The organism is Roseateles flavus, from assembly GCF_039872765.1.
Lineage (GTDB): Bacteria > Pseudomonadota > Gammaproteobacteria > Burkholderiales > Burkholderiaceae_C > Roseateles_B > Roseateles_B flavus.
The window spans coordinates 2,274-4,804 of the sequence record NZ_JBDPZC010000032.1 but is presented as its reverse complement, the minus strand read 5'-3'; the positions used below and the strand labels follow the sequence as shown (position 1 = coordinate 4,804).

The following is a 2,531-nucleotide window of genomic DNA, read 5'->3' as shown; positions in this document are numbered from 1 at the left end:
GGAGGGGGAGTCACGCCGCCGCATGCGTGCCTCCAGGCCTTGGCCATCATTGCCCGCTTGCACCAGGTGGCCGCGGAGCCCCAGGCCTTGCGCCATCAGCTGGGCCTGGGTGAGCACCAGGCGGTGTCCACGCAGGATCTGCTGCTGGCCGCCAAGCACCTGGGCCTGAGCGCCAAACTGAGCCGCAGCAGCGCCGAACGCCTGGGCCTGGTGCCCCTGCCGGCCCTGGCCCTGATGAAGGACGGCCGCGTGGTGGTGCTGGCCCAGACGGACGGGCCGCGGGTGCTGTTCATGGACCCGGCCCAAGGCGCTGCAGCCGCTGGCGCCGAGCAGGCGGCCCGCCCCACCATCGAGCCGCTGGCGGACTTCGCCTCCGCCTGGTCCGGTGAACTCATCCTCATCAGCAGCCGCGCAAGCCTTGCGGGGGCCCTGGCCAAGTTCGACTTCTCCTGGTTCATCCCCAGCATCGTCAAGCACCGCCGGCTCTTGGGCGAGGTGCTGCTGGTGTCGCTCTTCCTGCAGCTCTTCGCGCTGGTGAGCCCGCTGTTCTTCCAGGTGGTGATGGACAAGGTGCTGGTGCACAAGGGCCTCTCGACGCTGGACGTGCTGGTGATCGGCCTGGTGGTGATCATGCTGTTCGAGAGCACGCTCACCGTGCTGCGCAGCTACGTCTTCAGCCACACCACCAGCCGCATCGACGTGGAGCTGGGCGCACGGCTCTTCCGCCACCTCATGCACCTGCCGCTGGCCTACTTCCAGGCCCGCCGGGTGGGGGACTCCGTGGCGCGGGTGCGCGAGCTGGAGAACATCCGCCAGTTCCTCACCGGCAATGCGCTGACCCTGCTGCTGGACGTGCTGTTCTCGGTCGTGTTCATCGCGATGATGCTGGCCTACAGCGGCACGCTCACCTTGATCGTGCTGCTGTCGCTGCCCTTGTATGCTGCGGTGAGCCTGGTGGTGGTGCCGGTGCTGCGCGCGCGGCTCAACGAGAAGTTCGCCCGCAGCGCCGAGAACCAGAGCCTGCTGGTGGAGACCATCACCGGCATCCAGACGGTGAAGGCCAGCGCGCTGGAGCCGCAGATGGCGCGGCGCTGGGACGAGCAGCTGGCGGCCTATGTGGCGGCGAGCTTCCGCACGCAGACGCTGGCGCAGTACGCCAACGAGGCGGTGAACCTCATCGGCAAGCTGGTCAACGCCGCCACGCTGTGGTGGGGCGCCCATCTGGTGATGGAAGGCCAGCTGACGCTAGGCATGTTCATCGCCTTCAATATGTTCGCCGGCCGCGTGGCCCAGCCCATCATGCGGCTGGCCAATATGTGGACGGAGTTCCAGCAGACGGGCCTCTCGATGGCTCGCCTGGGCGACATCCTCAACACCCGCACGGAGCTGCCGGCGCACAACGCCAGCCCGCTGCCGCGGCTGCAAGGCCGCGTGGCGCTGGAGCGCGTCACGTTCCGCTACCGGCCGGACGCGCCGCCGGTGCTGCAGGAGCTGAGCCTCGATGTGCAGCCGGGCGAGGTGATCGGCATCGTGGGCCGCAGCGGCTCGGGCAAGAGCACGCTGACCAAGCTGATCCAGCGCCTCTATGTGCCCGAGGCCGGCCGCGTGCTGGTGGACGGGCAGGACATCGCCCTGATAGACGCCGCCCAGCTGCGCCGCCAGGTGGGCGTGGTGCTGCAGGACAACATGCTCTTCAACCGCAGCGTGCGCGAGAACATCGCCATCGCGGACCCGGCCGCGCCGCTGGCGCTGGTGATGCAGGCGGCCCAGCTGGCCGGGGCGCACGAGTTCATCAGCGAGCTGCCCGAGGGCTATGACACGGTGGTGGGCGAGCAGGGCGCGGGGCTCTCGGGCGGGCAGCGCCAGCGCATCGCCATCGCGCGGGCCCTGTTCGCGCAGCCGCGCATCCTGATCTTCGACGAGGCCACCAGCGCGCTGGACTACGAGAGCGAGGCCATCATCCAGCACAACATGCGCCAGATCTGCCAGGGGCGCACGGTCTTCATCATCGCCCACCGCCTGAGCGCAGTGCGCCACGCCGACCGCATCATCGCGATGGAGCGCGGGCGCATCGTGGAGATGGGCCCGCACGAGCAGCTGCTGCAGCGCCCGCAAGGGCTTTACGCGCATCTGTGGCGCATGCAGGCGCAGGGCGGGGTGGATGACGCGGAGGCGCCCGTCGTGGAGCAGCCGCTGCCGTCGCACATGGAAGGGAGGACGGCATGAGCACGACGCCTCAGAACGCCGTGGACATCGTGGATGCCGCGGCCCAGCCCGCGCAGGCCAAGCAAGCCGCACCCGCCGCTGCACCCCGCCACCCCGTGCGAGAGTTGCTGGCCCGCTACGCCGCCATCTTCCGCGCCGCCTGGGCCATGCGCGAGGAGCTGGCCGGCCCCAAGCGCCTGGCCGACGAACGCGCCTTCCTGCCCGCCGCCATGGCCCTGCAGGAGACGCCGCCGCACCCCGCCCCGCGCCGTGCGGCCTGGGTGCTGTGCGGGCTCTTCCTCGTCGCCCTGCTGTGGGCCTGCCTC

The 2,531-nt window shown here is 70.2% G+C and carries 1 protein-coding gene and 1 pseudogene; both read left to right on the top strand.

Annotated elements, in window-relative coordinates:
* The first annotated feature begins 39 nt into the window (after positions 1–39).
* Positions 40–2,226: a type I secretion system permease/ATPase gene (locus tag ABDJ40_RS24515; RefSeq protein ID WP_347613711.1), complete on the top strand. Its 2,187-nt coding sequence runs from the start codon at positions 40–42 to the stop codon at positions 2,224–2,226.
* Positions 2,223–2,531: pseudogene (locus ABDJ40_RS24510) on the top strand (hypothetical protein); the annotation flags it as partial. The gene ABDJ40_RS24515 and the pseudogene ABDJ40_RS24510, both read left to right, overlap by 4 nt.